We start from the raw sequence: 15,926 nt of genomic DNA on the forward strand, positions 1-15,926 counted from the left end.
CTAATCCGTTATCGCGTCCAGGGCGGCGGCGTATCGGGATCCAACCCCAGTTCTTCCAGCACCGCGGGGAGCTTTTCCTTGGGGAAGCGGTCCTCGGCGGCCAGTGATGCCAACGCGGCGAACGTGATGTGTTCGGCGTCGACTTCGAAGAATCGCCTCAGCTCCCGCCGCGCCTCGCTGCGGCCGAAGCCGTCGGTCCCCAAGACCGTGTATTGGCCGGGAATCCACTTCGCCAGCGATAGCGGCACGGCGGAAACGTAGTCCGAGGCGGCCACGACGTGACCCCGGCTATCGTTCAACACCTGCTGCACGTAGGCCGGCTTGGGCGGCTCATGTGGGTGAAGGCGATTGGTTCGCTCCGCGGTTCGGGCGTCCTCCAGCAGGGCCTTCCAACTGGTCACGCTGTAGACGCGGCTGGAGACGGCGAACTTTTGATCCAGAATATCCTGCGCCCGCAAGACCTCGCGCAGAATGGCCCCGCTTCCCATCAGGTCCACGAACGGCCGATCCTTGCCCAAGTCCCGCGAAGAGAGGGGATACATGCCGCGGCAGATGCCTTCCGTGGATCCCATGGGGAGGATGGGCATCTCGTAGTTTTCGTTCATCAACGTGATGTAGTAGAAGATGTCCTCTTCTTCGTAGTACATCCGCCGGATGCCGTCCAAGACGATGACGGACATCTCGTAGGCGAAACAGGGATCGTAGGCTTGGAGGGTGGGATAGGCCAAGGCGAAGAGATGGCTGTTGCCGTCCTGATGTTGCAGGCCTTCGCCCGCCAAGGTCGTCCGTCCGGCAGTGCCGCCCATCAGAAAACCTCGGCACCGCATGTCGCCCGCCGCCCAAATCAGGTCCCCGATTCGCTGCAATCCGAACATCGAATAGTAGATGAAGAAGGGGATCATGTTGACGCCGTGGGTGGAGTGCGCCGTGCCCGCCGCGATGAACGACGACATCGACCCGGCCTCCGTGATTCCCTCCTCCAGGATCTGCCCGTCCTTGGCTTCGTGGTAGTACAGCACCGTATCGGAATCGACCGGTTCATAGAGCTGACCGACGTGCGAGTAGATGCCGAATTGCCGGAACAAAGCCTCCATACCGAAGGTACGGCTTTCGTCGGGTACAATGGGAACCACATAGCGCCCGATGTTCTTGTCCCGCATGAGCCGCACCAACAGCCTCACGAAGGCCATCGTGGTCGAGACCTCGCGGCCATCGCTGCCCGAGAAAAACTCCGAAAAGTCCTCCCATTTGGGCGGCTTGAGCTTCATCATGGGATGTCGCCGCTGCGGGAGGGGACCGCCCAAGGCCGCTCGGCGCTCGCGGATGTATCGAATCTCGGGGCTATCTTCGGGCGGACGATAGAACGGCGCCTCCGCCACGCGTTCCTCCGGGATCGGGATGTCGAAACGACGGCGGAATTCGCGCAGCTCATCCTCGTTCAACTTCTTTTGCTGATGGGTGATGTTGCGGCCTTCGCCCGCCTCGCCCAATCCATACCCCTTGATCGTCTTAGCCAAGATGACGGTCGGCGAACCGCGGTGCTCGACCGCCGCCTTGTAGGCCGCGTAAACCTTGAGCGGATCGTGCCCGCCCCGCTTCAGACGCCGAATCTGCTCGTCGGTCAAATCAGCGACCAAGGCTTCCAAACGCGGATCCGCGCCGAAGAAGTGCTTCCGGATATAGCTCCCCGGCATGACGGTGTACTTTTGGTACTGACCGTCCACGACCTCCATCATGCGTCGGGCCAAGAGGCCTTCGGTGTCGCGTGCAAAGAGGGGGTCCCAATCCGTCCCCCAAAGGACCTTAATCACGTTCCAACCGGCGCCTCGGAAGGCTCCTTCCAGTTCCTGAATGATTTTGCCGTTCCCGCGGACCGGTCCGTCCAATCGCTGCAAATTGCAGTTGATCACGAAGATCAGATTGTCCAGCTTTTCCCGACCCGCCAGTGTGATCGCGCCCAGCGTCTCCGGTTCGTCGCACTCGCCGTCGCCGACGAAGCACCAGACCTTGGAGTCACGGGCTTGGGGGCGTATGCCGCGATCCGCCAGGTATTGATTGAATCGGGCCTGGTAGATCGCCATGATCGGTCCCAGCCCCATCGAGACCGTGGGGAATTCCCAGAACTCGGGCATCAACCAAGGGTGGGGATAGGACGATAGGCCGCCGCCCGGGGCCAATTCCCGGCGGAAGTTCTCCAAGTGCTTTTCGTCGATCCGACCCTCCAGGTACGCCCGTGCGTAAATACCCGGCGAGGCGTGGCCCTGGATATACACGAAATCAGGGGACTCGGTTCCCTGCTTACCGCGGAAGAAGTGATTGAAGCCGACCTCGTACAGCGTGGCCGCCGAGGCGAAAGTCGAGATGTGCCCGCCGATCCCCGAACTCTCCCGGTTCGCCCGCACCACCATCGCCAGGGCGTTCCAGCGGATCAGGCTTTTGATCCGTCGTTCCAGGGTGCGATCGCCGGGGTAGGGCGGTTCTTTCTCCGGCGGAATGGTATTCACGTATTGCGTGGTGGCGGCGGAGGCGAACGGCACGCCCGATCGAAAGGCCTTTTCCTTCAGCCGTTCCAGAAGGTAGATGGCCCGTTCGCCGCCCTCGCGCTGAAGCACGTACTCGAACGCCTCCAGCCACTCTTGGGTTTCGGTGGGATCGGAATCCACGGCGACCGGCGATATCCCGTTGGTTCCCGTCTTCGCCGTTTGAGGGTCGTTGACCGCGGGATTCGGCCGCGCCTTATTACTGGCAACCGCACTCATGTCATCCTCTTCGAGATCAATACCATGCCAAAGCGAGACGGGAGACCTCGTCTCGGTCACGCCGCCCGGACGGCAACCGCCTCGTCACCGATTTTATCACCCTTCTTGCGTAGTCCTATATATCCCTTTTCGGTTGTTTGGCCTTGCCAATGGGGAGATTGCGTTATTATACGCGAAAAACGACCACGCTTGGCGGTGGGGTCCGGATCGGCGCGGAGCCCCCTGATCGTGTAGCGATCTCGCGCAAGCCGACCGTTCGAGCGGCAAAGACGTTTCCGGGGCGCGCCCGAGAAGCCCGCCGCTTCCTTGGAGCAACCCGGCCATTGCCGACACCGACACGCGAAGGCGGGGCGAGGTTGCGTTCGGTCACCTTCCCCAAGGGACCTTCGGCGGTTCGCCGGTAACGCTGCGAATCAGGTAGCCTTTCTTCCGCGCGTACGTGCGGGCTGCCGCGGACAGTTCCAGGTTCGTACAGTTTGCGAACCACTCGGTCACGGTCGGGTCTTCCGCGCGTTCCATGTACGCGAGCAACTCCGGCACAGTCTCCTTGTCGCCCAATCGCACGAGCATCTTGGCCGCCTTCTTCGCACGCGGTCCGTCGTCGGAATTGAGCATGGCCAACAGGATCGGTTTGGCCTCGGCGGCTATCATTTGAAGGACCGGCACGTCCTCGTCGGCCGCGATCACTCGCACAAGTTCCTTCATGGAATTGCCGGGCCGCCGACCCAACGCCAAAAGTTCGTGGAGGGCCGCCGCGGAGACGGTTTCGTCGGCATCGTAGCAAGCCTCCATCAGCAAGGAGACGGCGTCGTTCCCGCCCAATCGACCGAGCGACTCCACCGCGGCGGTTCGCACGGATGCCCAACGATCGTTCAACGCTTCCGCCGCCGCCGGCACGCCCTCTTCGCGGTCGAAACGACGGAGGGCGTACACCGCGGCCAACCTGACCCGGATACTTTCAGACTTCAGCGCCTTGGCGACCGCGGCCCTTCCCTCGGTCCCTAAAACGGCCAAGGCCTCGGCGGCAGCCCGCATCGGACCGTCGTTCGGGTCATGGAAGAGGATTTCCTCCAACGCGGACACGGAGTCCGTATCTCCCAGTTTCCCCAGTGCGGAAGCGGCGGCCGCGCGGACTCCTTGCGCCGAATCCCCCAATGCCGACCGCCAAAAGGGAATGGAATCGCGATCCGCAAGCGTCGCCAGTGCCTCCGCCGCCGCAACGCGGACCTTGACCCAACGATTCGAAAGTAGCTCCCGAAACGTTGGGATGGACTCGACATCGCGCACCCGCGCCAACCACACCACGACCCGTGCAACGCGCTCCGGGTCGGAGGACCGCAAGTCCTGACGCAGGATGGGGAGCGCCTCTTCATCGCCCAGCATGTACAGGGACGCCACCGCTTCCCGATAATATTCCACGGGATCATGAATCTTGGCGTCTTTGAACTTCCGAAGGTCGGGAATGAATTCTCGGTACCCAAACTCGCCGACGGTCCGAATCACCGAACGCACCACGAAAAGATGGGAATGTCCGAGTCCTTCGCGGAGTAGTGGTATTCCGGCCTCCCCACGCATGGCCAATCCTTCGGCCGCTCGATCGCACAGATCGGCGTCCAGCATTTGTTTGTCGTTCCATGCCCAGTTTTGTCCCTGGCGCCACAACGCCGCGATCGCCGCATCGTCACCCAATCGCAAAAGCGCCTCCCGCACTGCCATTTGCACTCGCGGATCCGCGTCTCGTAGGGCCAACCGAAGGGCGGGGCACGATTCTTCGTCGCCGTAAACCCCCAACGCCCGCGCGGCCAGCTCCCGCACGTGACGCTGTTCGTGTTGCAGTGCCTCGCGGAGCAAGCCGTGTCCCTCCGGCCCCAGCTTGCCGAGTGACCGCGCCGCTTCCCCCGCCAGGGTGGATCCCCCAACCTGCATCAAGCTGCTCAAGGGCCGAGCGGCCTGGCGCGGATTCAAGTGCCCCAACATCGCCGCCGCGGCCAAGGGAATCCCGTACTTCTTGGACTCCAGAGCCTCCACCGCCCGCCGCGTGAGCAAGTCCCGCTGGTCCTCCGAAAGCAAGTGCATCCACCAGCGCTCACCCGCGCGACCAGGAACGGCATCTCGCTGGGCGATCCAACCCGAGACCCAGCGAGGGTAGCGAAAGACGCCCACTTCCGGCGGGATACGCACCCACACCAGCAGTCGGCGGCCATCCCGCCCCGCCACCGCGAACTCGGTCCCCGGTTCCACGTTCAGATCGGCTTCCCTTGTGTCACGAAGCTGCACGCGTCGGGCCGCAACGGCGAACTCGCCGCGACGGTAGTACGCCTGGGGCGAGTCCTCGCCCAAAGCCAAAACCGTCGCAAATAGCGATGCCGCACACGTCGCGCCGCACCAAGTCCATACGGGCCATCGCATTTTCCCGCCCTCTGAAAGGTCGCCGCGACCAATGCCATTCGGCCTGCATGGTAAGGCATGGCCTTCGCCGATTGCAACCCAAAGACCGGCGTGCCGAACCCGGTCGTTTCGACTTGCAATCACCCGAGACTCGTCGTCGCCGTAAGCGTTCCCATCGGCGCGACCGCGGCGACGTCCGCACATGGACGCGGGCGCGCGGCGGTATTATAATAACGGCAAACGTAACACACCGCATTCCACCGCCTAAGCCCGAAGTCCCGGGCATCGTCTTGCCTACGGAATTCCCCGATGCCGCGTGTGATTCCCCGCACTGCTTCAGTCGTCTTGTGCTTCATCGTCGTGTTCGCTTGCGGCCGCCCAGCATCGGCCCACTTCTTGGTCCTCCTGCCGTCGCACGACGTCGTCGGACCGGGCGAGACGCCTGAGATCGTACTGGAAATGCAATTCACGCACCCCATGGAGCAGGGGCCGATGATGCCGATGGCGCGGCCGCGCGGGTGTGACGTGTTCCTGGGTGATGCGAAAACGGACTTGCTGCCGGGCTTGCAAGAGCACCGCTCGGGCAAGGTCTCGAGCTACTCGGTTCGCTACCGATTCACGGAACCCGGCGATTATGTGTTCACCGTGTCGCCCGCGCCGTACTGGGAGCCTGCCGAGCGAAAATGGATCATTCATTACACCAAGGTGGCGGTCAACTTTCTGGGCAACGAAGGCGGATGGGAGCAGCCCGTCGGTTTGCCCGTCGAAATCCAACCGCTTGCCCGACCTTACGGTCTTTGGACGGGCAACGTTTTTCGGGGCATCGTGTTGCGGGACGGTAAGCCGGTCCCCTTCGCCGCGGTCGAGGTCGAATATTGGAACGAAGGCGGTCGAGTCGCGCCGCCCAACGATGCGTACGTCACGCAAGTCATCAAGGCGGACGCGGCGGGGGTATTTTGCTACGCCATGCCTCGCGCCGGGTGGTGGGGGTTTGCCGCTTTGGTGGATGGAACCGAGCGGTTGCCCGACCCCGAAGGAACCCCCGCCGATGTGGAATTGGGCGGCCTGATCTGGGTTCGCACCTCGGACATGAAATAGCGCCTTGCAATCGTCATGCACCTGAACGACGTGGTTTTATCCGTTTCGCCCACGGGATTGGGCATCATGGCCGCCGGTTGGCTCGGCGCGGCGGCGGGAGTCGGTTGGTCGCTTCGACGCCTGGACTACGAGCGAATCCCCGCGGTGGGCGTGATGTCGGCAGTCTTCTTTGCCGTGTCGGCGGTGCAAATACCGCTGGGACCCGTCGCCGTGCATTTGGTATTGAACGGGCTGATGGGCCTGCTCTTGGGCGCGGCGGCCTTTCCCGCAATCATGATCGCCTTGCTCCTCCAGTGGTTGTTTTTCGGAGAGGGGGGAATCACCACGCTGGGAATCAATACGGTCAACATGGCCGTGCCGGCCCTCGTCGTTTACCAACTCTTCGGCGGCGTTCGTTCGTCGCGACCGACCGCGGTGTGGTGGTCGGGCTTCGGGGCGGGGTTTGTCAGTATCCTGCTCTCCGCCGCTATGACAGGCTTGTGCATCTTCGCTGTGGGGCGAAACCTCCAGGGGCTTTCCATCTTGGTTTGGATTACCGACGGCGGCTTGGCGTTGGGCGAAGGATTGGTGACCGCCGCCGCCGTGGCTTTTCTGCATCAAGTCCGACCCGAGGTTTTGCGACCGGTCCCCGCATCGTGACGGGCCGATATGGCGGCAACGACCTCTTGCAAAGAAGGCCCGGCCTGGGTTCCGGCGACTTGCCTACCAATCCAAGCCGCAAGAACGACGCTTGACAGGAATCGAGTCATGAATCAGTTCCGTCGCCTCGCGGAGGCTCGGCTTTTCCGCTCGTGGTGGACGACTCTCTTTTTCACCTGCGTAATGCTGTGTGGTTCCACGGCCTCCGCCCATACACTGTACATCTTTGCCGCCCAAAAGGGTGCCCAGGTGGAAGGCAAGGTCTATTTCCGCGGCGGCAGCGGCGCCGCGGGGGCGAAAGTGGAGGTGTACGACGCCAACGGTAACAAAGCGCAAGAGTTGACCTGCGACGAAGAGGGACGATTTCATTTTCAGCCCGGCTTTTCCGGCAAGATGCGATTGGTGGGAATACTGGAGGACGGCCACGCCACGGAATATGAACTGGACGCGGCGGACTTCGCATCGTCAGGCGGCGTTTCCGAGGCGGACACTGCCATATCGCCCGGCGCCGCCACCCCGGCGAATACTTCCGGCAATGCTTCCGCTCAAAAAGAAACGCGAATCGCGACGGAATCCGCTCCGCCGGCGCCGGAAAAGTCCGGTAGCGATCCCGGCCGATTGGCGGCAGCCGTCGAGCAACTTCAGGCCCAGGTGGTGCGACTCCGCGAGGACATTCAAACTGCTCGCAGCACAACGGGGTGGCGCGACGTGCTGGGAGGCATCGGCTACATCCTGGGGCTGACCGGTGTGGCGTTCTACTTGTCGGCCCGCCGCAACGCACCGCGACCCTCGGCAACCAGCCCGGCGCCTTCCCGCGACCGCACAACGGGAACCGTATCATGAACCGCGTGGCGCGTTGGCCCGATGTCCCCATCGTCGCGCAGGCGTGGATCGACCGCTTCGATCCGCGACTTCGCATCGCGGCCATGTTGACGGCGGCGATCCTGATCGTCTCGAGCGCGAAGCCCGCGGTCTGGCTGCTGATGTTGACGGCGGCCCTCATCGCGGCGGCGTCGGTCGGGCTTTCCGCGCGAACGCTCTTGACGCGACTCATTCCCGTCAACGTCGTGGTGCTCGCCTCGGCGGTATTGGTGCCCTGGACCGCCGGTCTCGGCGCGGGCGACGGGGCGTCGCGGTTCGACATCTCCGCACTGGACGTCGTGGCAGAAATCGCCGTCAAATCCAACGCCATCGTCCTGTGGATGTCCGCCTTGGTCGGCACGATGGAGATTCCCACCTTGGGACACGCCTTGATCCACCTCCGCGTACCGCGGAAACTGGTCCATTTGCTGCTGTTCACGGTCCGCTATCTGCACGTCATGCACGAGGAATACCGGCGGCTTCATACGGCCATGCTGATCCGTGGGTTTCGTCCGCGATTCGACCGCCGCACCTTTCAGGCCTATGGGAACCTGGTGGGTATGCTCTTGGTTCGCAGTTTGGCGCGGTGCGAGCGCATCATGGCGGCCATGCGATGCCGCGGCTTTCGCGGCCAGTTCCACGTGTGGCGTCACTTCCATTTTTCGGCCCGGGACGGCGTTTTTCTGCTGGCGGTGGCGGTCTTTTCGGCGGTCTGTACGGCCTTGGAATTGATGTCATGAGGCTCCGGCCATGAAGCATGCCGCGGTCCCGGAACCGACTTCGCCGAACTCCGCCGGGTCTTCACCCGAGTCGGTCCCGGTCGACACGCCGGTGATCCGGATCCGCGACGTCATTTTCGGCTATGCCCCCGGCCAGGACGTACTGCGCGGGGCCTCCTTGGAAATTCGCGCAGGAGAGGCGGTTGGATTGATCGGTGCCAACGGGAGCGGCAAGACTACGCTGTTGCACCTCCTTTGCGGCCTGCTGACGCCTCGCTCCGGTTCCGTGGAAGTCTTGGGAAAGCCCCGGCGGCCGAAGGACTTCGACGAGATTCTGGGACGCGTCGGCCTGCTCTTCCAGGATTCCGACGATCAACTTTTTTGCCCCACCGTGGCCGAGGACGTCGCCTTCGGGCCCCTCAATCAGGGTCGATCGAGGGAAGAGGTTGCCGAGTTGGTACGTCGCACCTTGGAGGAGCTTGGCCTCGGGGGCTACGAAAACCGCGTTACTTATCGCCTTTCCGGAGGAGAAAAGCGCCTGGCGGCCTTGGCCGCCGTGCTGGCGATGGAACCTGCCGCCTTGCTCTTGGACGAACCCACCTCGGGACTCGATGACAAGGCCGCGGAACGAGTCGTGTCCGTGCTGACGCGACTGTCGCAAGCCAAGCTGATCGTCTCTCACGACCGCCCGCTCTTGCGTCGGGTATGCCGCCGGTTCGTGGTATTGGAGGACGGACGACTCCGGGAAACGACGGAGGTATGAACCGCGACTCGGGGGTCATAAACCCGTCCGTCTTCCTGTGAGGGAATGCGTGAGGTGCGGCGAGCACGTCGGCTCGCGTCCCCGGCGGCGGTGATTCAGGCGGCACGACTCAATTCCCGCAGCGCCTGAGTGACATACTCGAGTTCCTCAGGCGTGGTAAACGGTCCCGTGCTGATCCGTACCGTTCCCCCAAGTTTCAGCGTACCCAAGGCCGCATGCATCCTCGGGGCGCAGTGGATGCCGGAGCGAACCTGGATCCCATAGCGCAGGTCCAGCAGGGCGGCCAACTCATGAGGCTCGAAGCCCTGCAAGCGGAAACTGACCACGCCGACGCGCTCCGCCGGGTCTTCCGGGCCGTATAACGTCAGGCCGGGAATCCCGCGTAGTCTCTCCAGCAGGGTTTCGATCAACGACAGTTCATGGCGTCGCAGGGCGGAGAGCGTCCGCTCTTCCAGCCATGCCGCGCCGGCGGCCAGTCCGGCCAAACCGGAGGCGTTGTGGTTGCCGGGCTCGTATTTATCGGGCAGCATCGCGGGCTGACGGTCTTCGTCGCTTTGCGAACCGGTACCGCCCAACCGCAAGGGGGCGATTCTCTCCTCCACGCCGGGGCGGATGTACAGCACGCCCGTGCCCATCGGTCCCAAAAGGCCCTTATGCCCCGGTGCCGCTGCGAGGTCCACGCCCCATTCGCGGACGGACAGGGGAAGGTGCCCCAGCGACTGCGCGGCGTCGACGAGGACGAGAGCGTCGGGCGACCGCCGGCGCACGACCTCGACGAGTCGCGAGATATTCTGCAAGGTGCCCGTCACGTTCGAGGCGTGGTTCACGGCGACCAACCGCGTCCGTGCCTGAACGGCTTGGGCGAAGGCGGCGACATCGACACGACCGACGGCGTCGCAGGGAACGCGCGTCACCTGAACGCCCTGCGTTTCCTCCAGAAACCGTAAGGGGCGGAGCACGGAATTATGATCGGCCGCTGTGGTCACGGCGTGATCGCCCGGTCGAATCGCCCCGCGAATCGCCAAGTTCAGGGCATCGGAACCGTTGAAGGTGAAGATGACGTGGAGCGGGTCCTCGACGTCCCAAAGCCCGGCGACGCGGTGCCTCGCGTCGGCCACCACCTGATCGGCGCAAGACGCATCGCGATAGACGCCGCGTCCCGGCGAACAACCCAAACGCCGTTGATACTCATCGACAGCGCGATAGACGGCCTCCGGCTTGGGCCAACTGGTGGCCGCGTTGTCCAAATACACCCGTTGCGATGTCGTCATAGGTTCATCCCCCGGCACGCCGCCGGTGAGGTCGTATCCGCGTTGGATTCCGCCGCGAGACGTTGTGCGAAAGGGTCGCGCGCCGCGGAGGCCCGCCGAAAAAAGGGCGCCACGAGATGGGCATTCCCCGCCCGCGACCCGCTTTGCACGGTCAGTCGCTCGGCGAGAACAGTCGCACCAGTTCGTCGAGCACGTCGGCGTGGACCAGGGCGACGACATTGTCGCCCGGTTTGATGCGATCGTCGGCGCCCGGCAGCGTTACCGATTCGCCCCGAATTCTGGCGGCGATCAGGCAGTGGTGGGGCAACCCAACCGTCGCCAGCACGTGTTGCGTCACCGGAGCGCCTTCCAAGACTTCCAGTTCCACCACGAGCAAGCGGGAATCGGGCACCAGCGGCTTTCGGGAAATGACGGCGCCCGTGTTGAGGTGGGCCTCCACCTCCCGAATAACCACCTGCCTGGGAGTCGTCACATAGTCGATTCCCAGCTTCGAAAGGATGTGGAGATAGTCGGTCCGTCCGACGACCGCGGCGACCTTCTTGACGCCCAACTCCTTGGCCTCGACGCACGCTATGATATTATTCTCATCATCGCCGGTGCAGGCTATGAAAAAATCAGCGCTGGGGACGCCTTCCTCCTCCAAGTCGGCGCGATTGCGGATGTCGCGGCAGACGACCGTGGTGCGATCGAGGTGAGCCGCCAGAAACTCGGCACGCTCGCGGTTGGATTCCATCAGCAGCACGGCGAAGCGTTTGCCTTCCAGCAGTCGAGCCAGATGATACCCCGTCTCGCCGCCTCCAGCGATGACGACGCCGAGTCGCTGGGGCGGTTCGATTTCGAACTGGTCTTTGGCGGCGTCGATTTCCTCCCGTTTGCCGAGCAGCGTCACACGATCGCCGACTTCGATCGTATCTTCGGCCCCGGCGATGAAGACCTCGTCGCCGCGAACGATCGCCGCCACGCGTACGCCCTTGCCCAGCTTCAATTCCCGCAGAGGGACGTGCACGGCAGCGGTGGCGTTCTTGACTTCGATCTCTTGCAGTTCCAGGTCTCGCACGGCGAAGTTCTCGACGGCCAGCGCGCCGGGCAGTCGCACGACGCGCGCGAGGTCCAACGCCGCCAGAAACTCCAAGTTGACCAATCGGTCGATGTGGAAGTGGCGCCGATAATCAAAGGTGCTGGTATCCAGGAAGATGGGCTGATAAACCCGGGCGATGGTGCGCCGCGAACCCATGGCCTTGGCCACGGAGGCGGCTACCAGATTCACCTCGTCGTCATTGGTGACGGCCAGACACAGATCGGCATCCAGCGCGCCCGCCTGAAAAAGCGTGGACGACTGCGAAGCCGAACCTTGGATGACGCGCGCATCGATGGCGGGATTGTCGTCGATCAACCGCACGACGTCGGGGTCGCGTTCCACGATGGTGACGCGATGCTTGGGGCACAAGACCTCAGCCGCCGAGGCCCCAATCGCTCCGCCGCCCAAAACCAAAATCCGCATCCACCGTCTCCTGATTGCATTGGCGGGCCGATTCAACGTCTCTGCGCGGCGGTAAAACCGCTCGGAAAGACGCCTTCGCAACGGAATGCGGAATCCCGCATCGCCCTCCGTTCCGCCGATTTCCGAAGAACCGAATGACCCTTCACGAGAAGGCGTCGAGGATTTGAAGGATCAGGGCTATCGCGGCCATGAAGCCCACGATCCACGCCGCCGTGCTCAGCGCGTGCTTTAGGATCGGCCGCATCCGCTCTTGCCGTGTCGCGGCGTAAACCAGACTGACCGAGGCCAACAGCGGCACGAAATACCACAGATAATTGATGTTCATGGCAAATGGCTTCACCTTGCCGTCGCGGAATCCGACGTCGCCTCCGCCCGGGCACGAAACGTGGCTCGCGCAGTCCGGGACCCCGGTCAACAAGCCCCTCGCGGCCTCACGCGGGCGAACCCTCCTCCTCGCGCTTATGCCCGGAGTCGCCGCTCTCCGTTCCGAGCGGACGTTTAGGCTCGGGAAAGACCGGACCGCCCCAGGCGTCGAAGATCACAAGGATATTCAGCAACCCCGCCACGGCTGTAAAAAGACTCCCGAGGTCGAAATAGCTGTGCAACTCGTAATTCAAACGGTCCAAGGTCGGCGGATCACGGTCGTCGCTTCCCAGTCGCGGGGGAGCCATGAAGTTGTTCCACAAAGCCGGCTTTCCTTGCCTTACTCGCATGGCCTGCACGATGGCGGGCAGCGCCGGTAACCCCACTCCCACCTGACACAAATAGTACAGCCGAGTGTCGCCGGGACGGAAGGAATAGTACACCACCCGGGCGTAGCCCAGTTGCGAATTCCCGCCCAAGTAGCACCCATACAAAAACGTCCCAAGGATACATGCGAAGAACAAGACCGCCTTTTCCCGCCGGCCTTGATACCAGTGTCCCAGACCGGGCAGCAGCCAAGCCAAGAACGCCGCCGTCCAAGGGTCCTTCAAAGAGACCGTTTGACCCGTCTCATCGACAAACGATTCGTTCATGCGGACTTCTCGTGCAAAATCAGCGACGTTTCACGCAATCTCCAGGATTCGATCACCCGGCAAAGGGAACATCACGCGAAACGTCGCGTCTCATTCCTAGGCTAAGAGTTCGTCAAACCTTTGAGGCTAGTCCCCGGCGACGATTCTTGCAACTCCGTCGCGGCGTCCAAGCCTAATTTGGTTTCTCTACCCCCTTTCTAGAAGGATACAGACTAGACCCCTGTGGGATGGTCAGAACGCAACCTGATGCCGCCAATAACACTTACGGGTGGTGCGAACATGCGCTAGTGGTGACATAGCTTGTGACGATATTTCGCCCCGCGACCGACTCTTCTCTCGCTTTCCGGCTCGATGCCGGACGAAATTTCTCGCTCTTCCCACCACCACCGCCTTTCCCGCAACCTAGATTTTGCTAAAGGGCGATCCCGGCACCGGGCAGTGCCGGCGGACCGCCGATCGCCGGGGGGGGGACCCTCTGCCGTGATTTCCTTGGCGACACCCTACTGGGAGGGGGTGATGTCAGACTTTACCGCGATGAACCGCCGACGGAGAGCATGCCGTGGTATTTTCGGCTAGCAAACGTCTTAATCAAGTGCGAAGCTTCGTGCTCAAATTCGTCAACAATCATGCGGAACCGCTCTCGGAATTCGATCCGCGAAAGCGCAACGAAACCCGTGTGCGGATCAACACGGTGGTGGTCTTGATTCCGTACCAGCACGGTCGACCGGAACTAACGAAGATGTTTTCCGGCTTTACCAAGGACTGGAGCACGACTGGGATGTCGGTGATCCTCTCCGAACCTCGCGGCGTGGATCGGGTGATCGTGGGGGTTCGCTTCGAAGCCGAGATTCACTACATTCTAGCTACGGCCATTCATCTCAGCCCCATCGGCCCAGGCTTTTACCAACTGGGCCTGCGTTTCTCGGAAATGTTGCGAGTTTCGGACTTTCCCGAGTTAGCCGATCTGGTGTTTTGAAGGCCGGTCGCCGATGGGCGGCGTCTCATCCGCGGGCCGCGCGGCGGACACTCTTCATCAGAACAGGCCTCTGACTCGGCCGGTTTGCACATCCACGTCGATCCTGCGGAAAGCGGGATCCGAACCCGTCCCCGGCATCAGAGAGATTTCTCCCGCCATGGGACAAAGGAATCGGGCACCGTTGTAAACCAAGATGTCGCGGATGGGTAAGGTCCAGCCTTTCGGGGCGCCTTTGACGGTGGGATCGTGCGTCAGGCTGAGGTGGGTTTTGACCATCATCGTGGCGAATTCGCGATATTTCTCGTCGCTCTCGAATCGCCGCAATTTGGCTTCGGCCTCCCGCGTGTATTCCACCCCGTCGGCGCCGTACACCTCACGGGCAATGCGCTCGATCCGTTCGCTCAACGGCATGTCCATCTCGTACAGGTAACGGAATCGCACCGGCTCACGGCAGGCGTCCAGCACGGCATCGGCCAACTCCAAGGCGCCGTCGCCCCCGTAGCGCCAGTGATTGGAAACGGCGACGCTCGCCCCGGCCCCTTCCGCGATCCGTTTCAGCAGGCGGATTTCCGCGGCGGTGTCCGTGGGGAAGACGTTGACGGCCACGACGGGGTGCATGCCCGACTTTCGCACCGTGCGGATGTGATGGAGCAAATTGGCGGCGCCGGCCTCCAACCAGGCCAGGTTCTCTTCGAAATAGGCCTTGGGAATAGGCCGGCCCGGCGGACAAGGCGGCGCTCCCGCCGTCGTCCCGTGGTGCTTCAATCCGCGAATCGTCGTCGTAATCACCGACACGTGCGGCGTCTTGCCGAGATAACGGCACTTCACGTTCCAGAACTTTTCGAATCCGATATCGGCTCCGAAACCGCTTTCCGTGATGTGGTAGTCGGCCAGTTTCAGGCAGACTTGATCGCCGATGACCGAAGACTGGCCGATGGCGATGTTCGCGAAGGGACCGGCATGGACGAAGCAGGGCTGGCCCTCGATGGTTTGGATAAGGTTGGGGTTGATGGCCGACCGCAGCCAGGCGGTCATCGCGCCGGCCACCTCCAGGTCCTCGCACGTGATCGGTCGATCTTTCTTGTCGTAGGCTACGATGATGTCGCCGAGACGCTTGCGGAGGTCCTCCAGGCTTTGCGACACGGCGAGAATGGCCATTACTTCCGATGAGCTGGCGATTTGGAATCGGCTCTGCATCATGTAGCCGTCCATGCGACCGCCCATCCCGATGATGATATTCCGCAGCGATTGGGCGCAGAAGTCGATCACCCAGCCCAGTTCCACTCGCGTGGGATCGATATCCAGCCGCCGCAAATTACTTTTCGCCAATCGGTCGTCGTCGTAATTCCGCTCGTGTTGCAGGCGGGCGGTGAGGGCGGTCATGGCGAGGTTATGGGCGTTCATCACGGCGTTGACGTCGCCGGTCAGCCCCAGGGAAAACTCCGCCAACGGAATGACCTGAGACAGACCGCCGCCCGCCGCCGAACCTTTGATATTCATGGTCGGGCCGCCGGAGGGTTGGCGAATGCACGCGGTGACGCGCTGCTTGCGTTTCCCAATGCCCTGCAACAAGCCGATGGTGGTGGTCGACTTGCCCTCGCCCAGCGGCGTCGGCGTGATGCCGGTGACTTCGATCATCTTGCCGTCGGGAGCGTCGCGCAACCGATTCATCACCGCCAGATAGTCCACCTTCGCCACATGGTGCCCGTGGGGCAAAACTTCCTCCCGCAGCAGACCCAACTCTTCGCCGAGTTGCAGACAGGTCTTCATCCGCGATTCCGCGTCGAGCGCGATTTCCCAGTCGGGGTGTTGCGTGGGATCGAGAGGCATGGCAGTCCGCTTTCGTACAATCCGTCTCCGTGTTCAGCTCGGCACAGGTCGGTTTCATAAGCGTCCGGGAACTACTCGCCCGCCGAAAGTATGCAAGACGAGACG

Annotated in this window: 13 protein-coding genes; 6 read left to right on the forward strand and 7 right to left on the reverse strand. The window is 62.7% G+C overall.

Translation table 11 applies throughout. From position 1 onward, the window contains the following. Positions 1-8: 8 nt before the first annotated feature. Positions 9-2,759 (reverse strand): pyruvate dehydrogenase (acetyl-transferring), homodimeric type, encoded by a 2,751-nt coding sequence (aceE, locus tag ACYQ6J_RS17285; RefSeq protein WP_460185444.1) that lies wholly within the window; start codon positions 2,757-2,759, stop codon positions 9-11. A 366-nt stretch (positions 2,760-3,125) separates the two neighbouring features. Then, positions 3,126-5,168 carry a HEAT repeat domain-containing protein gene (locus ACYQ6J_RS17290; RefSeq protein WP_460185445.1) on the reverse strand — a complete coding sequence of 681 codons (2,043 nt, stop codon included), beginning with the start codon at positions 5,166-5,168 and terminating at the stop codon, positions 3,126-3,128. A 288-nt stretch (positions 5,169-5,456) separates the two neighbouring features. Here ACYQ6J_RS17290 and ACYQ6J_RS17295 point away from each other — a divergent pair, with 288 nt between their 5' ends. The 5 genes from ACYQ6J_RS17295 (at position 5,457) to ACYQ6J_RS17315 (ending at position 9,227) form a co-directional block, all read left to right on the forward strand. Next, the gene (locus tag ACYQ6J_RS17295; protein WP_460185446.1) at positions 5,457-6,245 is read left to right on the forward strand and encodes a DUF4198 domain-containing protein; all 789 of its coding nucleotides are present in this window, start codon (positions 5,457-5,459) and stop codon (positions 6,243-6,245) included. A 15-nt stretch (positions 6,246-6,260) separates the two neighbouring features. Beyond that, complete coding sequence (gene cbiM, locus ACYQ6J_RS17300; RefSeq protein ID WP_460185447.1) at positions 6,261-6,884, forward strand: cobalt transporter CbiM; 624 nt, start codon at positions 6,261-6,263, stop codon at positions 6,882-6,884. A gap of 108 nt (positions 6,885-6,992) precedes the next feature. Continuing rightward, the gene (locus ACYQ6J_RS17305; RefSeq protein WP_460185448.1) at positions 6,993-7,727 is read left to right on the forward strand and encodes a hypothetical protein; all 735 of its coding nucleotides are present in this window, start codon (positions 6,993-6,995) and stop codon (positions 7,725-7,727) included. Next, positions 7,724-8,485, forward strand: a complete 762-nt coding sequence (cbiQ, locus tag ACYQ6J_RS17310) for a cobalt ECF transporter T component CbiQ (RefSeq protein WP_460185449.1) — start codon at positions 7,724-7,726, stop codon at positions 8,483-8,485. Before ACYQ6J_RS17305 ends, cbiQ begins: the two co-directional genes overlap by 4 nt. Positions 8,486-8,495: 10 nt before the next feature. Continuing rightward, positions 8,496-9,227, forward strand: a complete 732-nt coding sequence (locus ACYQ6J_RS17315) for an energy-coupling factor ABC transporter ATP-binding protein (RefSeq protein WP_460185450.1) — start codon at positions 8,496-8,498, stop codon at positions 9,225-9,227. A 95-nt stretch (positions 9,228-9,322) separates the two neighbouring features. Here ACYQ6J_RS17315 and ACYQ6J_RS17320 read toward each other — a convergent pair whose 3' ends face one another. The 4 genes from ACYQ6J_RS17320 to ACYQ6J_RS17335 form a co-directional block, all read right to left on the reverse strand. Further along, the gene (locus tag ACYQ6J_RS17320) at positions 9,323-10,498 is read right to left on the reverse strand and encodes an aminotransferase class V-fold PLP-dependent enzyme (protein WP_460185451.1); all 1,176 of its coding nucleotides are present in this window, start codon (positions 10,496-10,498) and stop codon (positions 9,323-9,325) included. Between the two features lie 151 nt (positions 10,499-10,649). Then, a complete protein-coding gene (gene trkA / locus ACYQ6J_RS17325) occupies positions 10,650-11,999 on the reverse strand; it encodes a Trk system potassium transporter TrkA (RefSeq protein WP_460185452.1) in 1,350 nt (449 codons plus the stop codon). 142 nt (positions 12,000-12,141) lie between these two features. Further along, positions 12,142-12,324: a hypothetical protein gene (locus ACYQ6J_RS17330; RefSeq protein WP_460185453.1), complete on the reverse strand. Its 183-nt coding sequence runs from the start codon at positions 12,322-12,324 to the stop codon at positions 12,142-12,144. Positions 12,325-12,430: 106 nt separating this feature from the next. Continuing rightward, positions 12,431-13,015, reverse strand: coding sequence for a DUF6677 family protein (locus ACYQ6J_RS17335; protein ID WP_460185454.1), 585 nt, complete (start codon positions 13,013-13,015; stop codon positions 12,431-12,433). 559 nt (positions 13,016-13,574) lie between these two features. Between ACYQ6J_RS17335 and ACYQ6J_RS17340 the strand changes: the two genes are divergently transcribed. Further along, positions 13,575-13,991, forward strand: a complete 417-nt coding sequence (locus tag ACYQ6J_RS17340; protein ID WP_460185455.1) for a PilZ domain-containing protein — start codon at positions 13,575-13,577, stop codon at positions 13,989-13,991. A 57-nt stretch (positions 13,992-14,048) separates the two neighbouring features. On the opposite strand, the gene ACYQ6J_RS17345 is transcribed toward ACYQ6J_RS17340, so the two are convergent. Beyond that, positions 14,049-15,821: a formate--tetrahydrofolate ligase gene (locus tag ACYQ6J_RS17345; RefSeq protein WP_460185456.1), complete on the reverse strand. Its 1,773-nt coding sequence runs from the start codon at positions 15,819-15,821 to the stop codon at positions 14,049-14,051. Positions 15,822-15,926: the final 105 nt, after the last annotated feature.

Source organism: Thermopirellula anaerolimosa (assembly GCF_054657335.1).

What these genes read in the sequence shown, in the direction of transcription:
- ACYQ6J_RS17320 (WP_460185451.1), bottom strand. Translation starts at nt 10,498, where the DNA reads ATGACGACATCGCAACGGGTGTATTTGGACAACGCGGCCACCAGTTGG.
- ACYQ6J_RS17330 (WP_460185453.1), bottom strand. Translation starts at nt 12,324, where the DNA reads ATGAACATCAATTATCTGTGGTATTTCGTGCCGCTGTTGGCCTCGGTC.
- ACYQ6J_RS17305 (WP_460185448.1), top strand. Translation starts at nt 6,993, where the DNA reads ATGAATCAGTTCCGTCGCCTCGCGGAGGCTCGGCTTTTCCGCTCGTGG.
- cbiQ (WP_460185449.1), top strand. Translation starts at nt 7,724, where the DNA reads ATGAACCGCGTGGCGCGTTGGCCCGATGTCCCCATCGTCGCGCAGGCG.
- ACYQ6J_RS17295 (WP_460185446.1), top strand. Translation starts at nt 5,457, where the DNA reads ATGCCGCGTGTGATTCCCCGCACTGCTTCAGTCGTCTTGTGCTTCATC.
- aceE (WP_460185444.1), bottom strand. Translation starts at nt 2,759, where the DNA reads ATGAGTGCGGTTGCCAGTAATAAGGCGCGGCCGAATCCCGCGGTCAAC.
- ACYQ6J_RS17335 (WP_460185454.1), bottom strand. Translation starts at nt 13,015, where the DNA reads ATGAACGAATCGTTTGTCGATGAGACGGGTCAAACGGTCTCTTTGAAG.
- cbiM (WP_460185447.1), top strand. Translation starts at nt 6,261, where the DNA reads ATGCACCTGAACGACGTGGTTTTATCCGTTTCGCCCACGGGATTGGGC.
- ACYQ6J_RS17315 (WP_460185450.1), top strand. Translation starts at nt 8,496, where the DNA reads ATGAAGCATGCCGCGGTCCCGGAACCGACTTCGCCGAACTCCGCCGGG.
- trkA (WP_460185452.1), bottom strand. Translation starts at nt 11,999, where the DNA reads ATGCGGATTTTGGTTTTGGGCGGCGGAGCGATTGGGGCCTCGGCGGCT.
- ACYQ6J_RS17290 (WP_460185445.1), bottom strand. Translation starts at nt 5,168, where the DNA reads ATGCGATGGCCCGTATGGACTTGGTGCGGCGCGACGTGTGCGGCATCG.
- ACYQ6J_RS17345 (WP_460185456.1), bottom strand. Translation starts at nt 15,821, where the DNA reads ATGCCTCTCGATCCCACGCAACACCCCGACTGGGAAATCGCGCTCGAC.